This window comes from Haliscomenobacter sp., from assembly GCF_033763495.1.
Taxonomy (GTDB): Bacteria; Bacteroidota; Bacteroidia; order Chitinophagales; family Saprospiraceae; genus Haliscomenobacter.
Window position 1 is genome coordinate 1 of sequence record NZ_JANRKL010000133.1, and the last position, 6,879, is coordinate 6,879.

Sequence of the window (6,879 nt, forward strand, 5' to 3'; positions counted from 1 at the left end):
AATCTAGGCTACAACCTTTTTTGGATCTTAGTATAGATAAAAAGCTACCGCCATCTTTTTTTTGTGAAAAAATTTACCCGATAGCTTTTTATCTTTACTTGAGCCCTATCACTCGCTTAACTTAATGGCGATGGGGCTGCCCCTACAATTTTTTCCCTGCCCACTATAAAACACTATCTTCGTGCGGTATTTTTTAGCCAAATCCAATTCAATACCCAAGCACGATGAACTTACACATCCTAAAAGTTGGCGGCAAAGTCATTGACGATTTAGCCCTTTTACAACCCATCCTGGAAGCATTTTTACAAAAAGAAGGACAAAAAATCATTGTACATGGTGGAGGCAAAAAAGCATCTGAACTCAGTGAGAAACTGGGAATTCCAGTACAAATGATCAATGGTCGGCGGATAACCGATGCGGCAGCCCTGGAGGTGGCTACAATGGTCTATGCAGGCCTTTTTAATAAGCAAATTGTTGCTTTGTTGCAATCGATTGGTGGCAATGCCCTGGGCTTGAGTGGTGCAGATGGTAATGTGATCCTCGCTCACCAGCGACCAGTCAAGGAAATAGATTATGGTTTTGTCGGTGACCTGGACGAGATCAATGCCGAAGCCATCCATCGCTTGTTGAGTGCTGAATTCACCCCCGTTTTTTGCGCCATCACCCACAACGGGCAAGGCCAGTTACTCAATACCAATGCCGATACCATCGCCTCTAGTTTGGCTACGGCCATGTCGGCACTTTACGAAGTAAAATTGTATTTGTGTCTGGATAAAAATGGAGTCTTGAGCAATGCCGAAGATGATGATTCCGTCATTCCCCGGATCAATGCTGAGGATTACGCCCGCTACAAAGAGGAAGGGGTGGTATACGCCGGGATGTTGCCCAAACTCGACAATGCTTTCGATGCTTTAGCCAAAGGGGTGAAAGAAGTGATCATTTGTGGTCCGGAGTCAGTGGTTCGAGGCGGCGGTACGGTAATTTATGCGGATTAATTTTTTTTGCCCCACTACTAGAGCATAAAAAGTATCTTTGCGGCGAAAATTTCACTACATGAATTTAGCTGACTCGGCCATTGATTTGTTGAAAAACCTGATTGCTACCCCTTCCTTTTCCAGAGAAGAAGCACCTGCTGCCGAGTGTGTTGCTGCTTTTTTTACTGCAAAAAACATCCCTTTTCAGCGCCATTTGAACAACCTTTGGGCAAAAAATCACCATTGGCAAGAGGGGAAAGCGGTTTTGTTGCTCAACTCCCACATTGATACCGTAAAACCAGCTACCGGATGGCAAAGGGACCCTTTTCACCCTGGAATAGAAGAAGATGACATCCTATATGGCCTGGGCAGCAATGATGCAGGTGGGCCATTGGTTTCGCTCCTGGCTACTTTTATCCATTTTTATGAACGAAGTGATTTGCCAGTCAACCTGATTATGGCCGCCACGGCAGAGGAGGAAATTTCCGGGGCGAACGGTATCGCGGCATTGCTTTCCGAATTGGGTCAAATTGACTTTGCTATTGTGGGCGAACCCACACAAATGCGCATGGCGATTGCGGAAAAGGGGCTCATGGTGATTGATGGCAAAGCACACGGGGTTGCGGGCCATGCCGCCCGGGAAGAGGGCGTAAATGCCATTTACATCGCCCTGGAAGACATCCAGCTCATTCGCACGCTGGACCTGGAGCGGGTTTCGCCCCTCTTGGGAAAGGTAAAAATGAGTGTCACCCAAATTGAAGCAGGCAAACAACACAACGTGGTGCCAGATTCTTGCCACTTTGTGATCGATGTGCGTACCAACGAGTGTTACCGCAATGAAGAGGTTTTTGACTTGTTGCAAAGCAAGGTTCAATCGGAGCTAAAAGCGCGTTCCTTTCGCCTCAATTCATCCGGCATTGCTTTGGAGCACCCCTTAGTACAAAGTGGACTGCAATTGGGTTTGCCCTATTTTGGTTCGCCAACCCTTTCGGATCAGGCTTTGATGCCTTTTCCTTCCTTAAAAATTGGCCCTGGCGACTCGGCTCGTTCACATACTGCTGACGAATACATTCGACTGAGTGAAATTCGGGCAGGCATTGATTGCTACATTCAACTGATTGAAGGAATACTATGAAACTTTGGCAAAAATCTATCTCCGCCTGGTCGGAAGTAGAAACCTTTACCGTTGGTCGTGACCGGGAAATGGACTTATATCTGGCCCCTTACGACATTTTGGGTTCTCTGGCGCATATTGAGATGCTGTGCAGCATTGGTTTGCTGGAAAAGGCAGAATATGAAGCGCTGGCCACAGCCCTGAAGGAGCTTTACCATGAAGCAGTAGCGGGTAATTTTGTCATTGAGGATGGGGTAGAGGATGTCCATTCTCAGGTGGAAATGTTGCTCACGCGCCGCCTAGGGGATATGGGCAAAAAAATCCACAGTGGTCGTTCGCGCAATGACCAGGTTTTGGTGGATTTGCGTTTGTTTCTACGGGCGGAAATCGAGGCGCTGAGCACCCAAATTGGGGACTTGTTCGAGATTTTACAAAGCCTTTCGGAAAAGCACAAAGACGTGTTGCTGCCGGGTTATACCCACTTGCAGATAGCAATGGTGTCTTCCTTTGGTTTGTGGTTAGGGGCTTATGCGGAGTCGCTGGTGGATGATTTGCGGCAATTTCAAAGTGCTTATCAGATCATCAATCAAAACCCCCTGGGGTCGGCGGCTGGTTACGGCTCTTCTTTCCCACTGAATCGGCGGATGACTACGGAGTTATTGGGTTTTGCCGATCTGAATTACAATGTGGTGCATGCCCAAATGGGGCGTGGAAAAACGGAGTTGTTCCTGGCTTTTGCCCTTTCTGGCCTGGGCCATACGCTGAATAAATTGTCGATGGACATGGTCTTGTACCTCAATCAGAATTTTGCCTTTTTGAGTTATCCCGACGAGCTGACTACGGGTTCAAGCATCATGCCCCACAAGAAGAACCCTGACGTTTTTGAATTACTGCGGGCAAAATGTACCCAATTGGCGGCTTTGCCCCAGCAGGTGAGTCTACTGACCAGCAATTTGCCGAGTGGTTACCACCGCGATTTTCAGTTGCTGAAAGAAGTAATTTTCCCGGCGATTGAATCCGCAAAAAGCTGCCTGGCTATGTTGTGTTTTGCCCTGCCCCAAATGCAACCCAAAACCAACATCCTGGATGATGAAAAGTACAAATACCTGTATTCGGTAGAAGTGGTCAATAAACTGGCGCTGGAAGGAGTCCCTTTCCGCGATGCGTACCGCCAGGTGGGTATGGACATTGAGAATGGTACCTTTAATCCTGATCGCACTTTGAATCATACCCATGAAGGGAGCATTGGGAATTTGTGCACGGCGGAGATTAAGGAGAAGTGGGAGAGGGTATGGAGTGGTTTTGGGTTTGAAGGGGTGTTGGAGCAATTGGAGAAATTAAGGAAATAGTCCATTCCATTAAACCCACCCAAAACTGGACCTATCGATAACCGACCATGAAGGGCGATCGGTCATCGACAGATACCAGCAACTAGAACACTTTATCCAAAATTGGGAACAAAAAAGGGGGAACTTATTAAAGTAAACCTTGCCAGGGCTTGTCTTTAACCCTGGCAAGGAGCATTAGGGTTAATTACCACTCATCACGACCACCCGGCCGGATAGTTTCAATTGTTCATCGCCGATTTTATACAAGTAGGTGCCTGCGGGTAAATCCGTAGTTTTCAGTTCAAACGAGTGGTCTCCATAAGCAGCCACATCCAGGGCTTGCTTACGAACTACTTTTCCGTACACGTCAAAAAGTTCCAGGTTGTACTGACCAGCTGGCCAGGCACTGAGGCTCACCTGAGCTTTGGTATTGTTGTGGGTTGGATTGGGATAAATGACTACGGCTGATTTTTCATTCAACAAATTGGTACCAAAACCAAAGCCTTCAGTATTGGGTTGCTGGAAACTAGGGCAAGGGGTACTTTCGTAAATACGCACATTGCGGAACTGCGACTCACTGGTGTAAGGGGCCGCATCCATATCAGCAGCAAAGAACAGATACTTCGTTGCTCCGGTATAGAATTGTCCTACTTTGATGGTGTACTTTTTCCAGGCTCCATTCCCTTCATAGTTGCGGAAATTGGAGATTCCCCAGGATTGTTTACCCCACAATTGGAAGGTATAAGGTGCTGAGATGTTCTCATCATCGTCGAAACCAATCCCGTGAATTTCTCCCTGTAAAGTAGAGCGGAACTCAAATTCCAGGTATGTATCGGCTGTAATATTGTATGCAAGGGGTACTGCTTTCCAGGCATTGTTTTTGATGGTCAAGGACTTGCCTAAGTCGGCCACGGTGGCAGTACCACCGTCCTGTGAGCCACCAAAAGAAACTGGAACCGTTTTGCTAAAATCTATATTGGTACAAGTAGCATTGGGAGGTGGAGGAGGATTGCTTCCGCCAGATGACTGTACACAGAAACTGGTCAGGGATTCTTTGGTGAATTGACCACCTTGCGCAATGACTACGTTATTGGCATCCAACAACTTGAATGATCCATTGCCATAACCGCAACAAATACCATCGCCAATTTTGTCCAGAATCCGCAGTCTGTAGCAGGCAAATGGAAGACATACCGTTTGTTCTACTTTTTGCCCCGCTGTTTTATCAACATAGGGACCACCCTTCGCTACAACAGCCCCAGCCGGATTGAGTATTTCCCAGGTGGTTTCGCTACCAAACATGTCTAGGGTAAGTGAGAATGTAACGTTGGCACAGGTAGCTGTGCCGGTGCCAGTTCCGCCTCCTGTACCAGTTCCACCTCCGGTGCCAGTTCCGCCTCCACCTCCAGTTGGGCAGGCCACCAAACAGGTAGCTGCAGCAATTCGGTTACGAATCAATGTACCTGGTTGGGTGCCAAACCCAAGCGTGAAGTTGATGCCAACCTTGTTGAGGTGGCAATAAGACATGATTGTTCCACCGCCTGTAGGGGCAGTTACGGACGCGGCACAGTTGCCTTCTGTAAAGCCAGGGCAAGCATCCAGTGCAGTATTGTTGCCATTCCATACGCAGGCATGGGTGTGCTGAGAACCCAGAATATGCCCCAATTCATGGGCCACCACCATTACTGTGAACGAGAAAGTAGGTACCGCAGAATAGGTTTTTCCAATGCCAGAATACCCCATTTTAAAGGAAGTATAAGGCCTACACAAACCATCTACTACTGCAATACCTCCATTGCCTCGGTAAGAAAGCAACATCCCGGCATCGCCATTAAATGTATTACGAGTACGTTGGAATTGGGTGAGCAAGCTGTATGTGTCCGAACCTGAATAAGGACTGGTGGTGTTCCAGATAAAGATTTGTGACAAAGTCAGACTGATGCTGGCATTGGCGTACAAAGTAGCGACCTGGTTGAATACAGCAGTGATGTATTGAGTGGTACCATCTTGCCCACCTTTGTCTACAAAAACATCATTGTCTACTTCCAGATAAACCCGTACACATGATGCTGCACCACGTAATTCGGGAGCATCCCGAAGTTCTTCGGCCCGGTAGGCTTCGCCACTATCTGCCGTTTTACAGTCAAATTCAGGATGATCTTCCATCATACTGTCTTCATGCAGGAGGTGCAAACGACGGTCACCATCCTTGTAACGACCCAATACCTGGTTGGGGTGATCAGGGGTGCTGATGACACCCGAAATTTCGTCGTCAAAAACACTGATGGCTACCACGGATTGGGGTTGCCCTTTGATGATGCCACGGTAATGAACACCGCTGTTCATTTCGTGCATAACCTTAGGATTACTGGCCAACACAACGCTGAAATCATCAGCAAAAAGATTGACTTGAACCAGTTCTAATTCGTAAGTGCCTGCATCGCCTGCAGGAATGGGAAAGGTCATGGCTTTGGGACGCGCTTGCAGCAGCCCTCGCAGGTCTTCCGACCGCAAGGACAGCCACTGCGCGTTTACAGCGTCTGCATCGCGCAGATCTGGTGCCCGGTCAAACAATTGGTACTTGACAAATTTAGCCCGGGTGCTTTTTTGAGCTTCGACCAGTTCTGCAGGACGTAATGATAATTGTGCATGGACTATGGACAACACCATAGCCATCGCCAGCGTAAGTACAGTTCTCATGGCGTGAATCGGTTTTTGGTAAAACTTTTAAGGTTACTACAAATAAATTGTGCTACGACATGGTACACCAAGCCGCTGGTTTTCTCAAAGTGTGTTAATCCCCTGTGTGTAAAGAATGATTACCAATTGCTCAAGACAAAGCAAAGTACGGGCCGAAAAATAGTGGCGTCTTGTTTGAGTGAGATTATCTTTGTTAGTTGGCGTGGCAAGTAATTATCCGTGTTCTGGATTAGCGCTAAAGTTTGGGAAGGAATTTGCACATAATAACTCCATCCCATGGGTTTGGATTGTGCGTAAAACAAAAAAAATATAATTTTTTTTTTGTTTTGTATTGCAAAGATAAAGCTATCGGCCAAAAAAACAACCCTTGAAACAAGAGAAGCTAAAAAGAGGTAATAAACTGACAATTCTCTGACTTAGTAAGGCAGAAAAATTAAGTTCCCGATTTGGGTTTTGAATAGGGAGCCAGATGCTTCATTTCAGGTGAGCTTTTTACACAAAAGCCTTAAAAAATAGGGAAGAAATTTTTGCATCATGCTTAGAGAACAAGTAGGGCTTTGCTTGGGAGCAAAGCCCTCAAATGAGTAACCTTAAAAAACAATTCACGCCTTATAAAGATGTTATAAAGCCAAACCGCGATAGATTCGCCACTCATCGCCACATTTGCGAAGGGCAATTCTATAAAAAAGAAGTTATGACCACAGTGATCATATTTTTTGTACAGTTTTTTGGAGGGGTGATGGATAGAAGGTTTCACCAATCT

5 protein-coding genes are annotated in these 6,879 nt (G+C 46.7%); 4 read left to right on the forward strand and 1 reads right to left on the reverse strand.

Going from position 1 to position 6,879, the window contains the following annotated elements; genetic code table 11:
• Nucleotides 1-224: 224 nt before the first annotated feature.
• From argB to argH, 3 genes are read left to right on the forward strand one after another with little or no spacing between them, the layout of a single operon-like run.
• The gene (gene argB, locus SFV55_RS13770) at nucleotides 225-995 is read left to right on the forward strand and encodes an acetylglutamate kinase (protein ID WP_320030092.1); all 771 of its coding nucleotides are present in this window, start codon (nucleotides 225-227) and stop codon (nucleotides 993-995) included.
• 58 nt (nucleotides 996-1,053) lie between these two features.
• A complete protein-coding gene (locus SFV55_RS13775; RefSeq protein ID WP_320030093.1) occupies nucleotides 1,054-2,109 on the forward strand; it encodes a M20 family metallo-hydrolase in 1,056 nt (351 codons plus the stop codon).
• Nucleotides 2,106-3,437 carry an argininosuccinate lyase gene (argH, locus tag SFV55_RS13780; RefSeq protein WP_320030094.1) on the forward strand — a complete coding sequence of 444 codons (1,332 nt, stop codon included), beginning with the start codon at nucleotides 2,106-2,108 and terminating at the stop codon, nucleotides 3,435-3,437. Before SFV55_RS13775 ends, argH begins: the two co-directional genes overlap by 4 nt.
• Nucleotides 3,438-3,617: 180 nt before the next feature.
• Here argH and SFV55_RS13785 read toward each other — a convergent pair whose 3' ends face one another.
• Complete coding sequence (locus SFV55_RS13785; RefSeq protein WP_320030095.1) at nucleotides 3,618-6,116, reverse strand: M12 family metallo-peptidase; 2,499 nt, start codon at nucleotides 6,114-6,116, stop codon at nucleotides 3,618-3,620.
• 580 nt (nucleotides 6,117-6,696) lie between these two features.
• Here SFV55_RS13785 and SFV55_RS13790 point away from each other — a divergent pair.
• Nucleotides 6,697-6,879 (forward strand): hypothetical protein (locus tag SFV55_RS13790; RefSeq protein ID WP_320030096.1); only part of this gene is annotated, 183 nt, incomplete at its 3' end.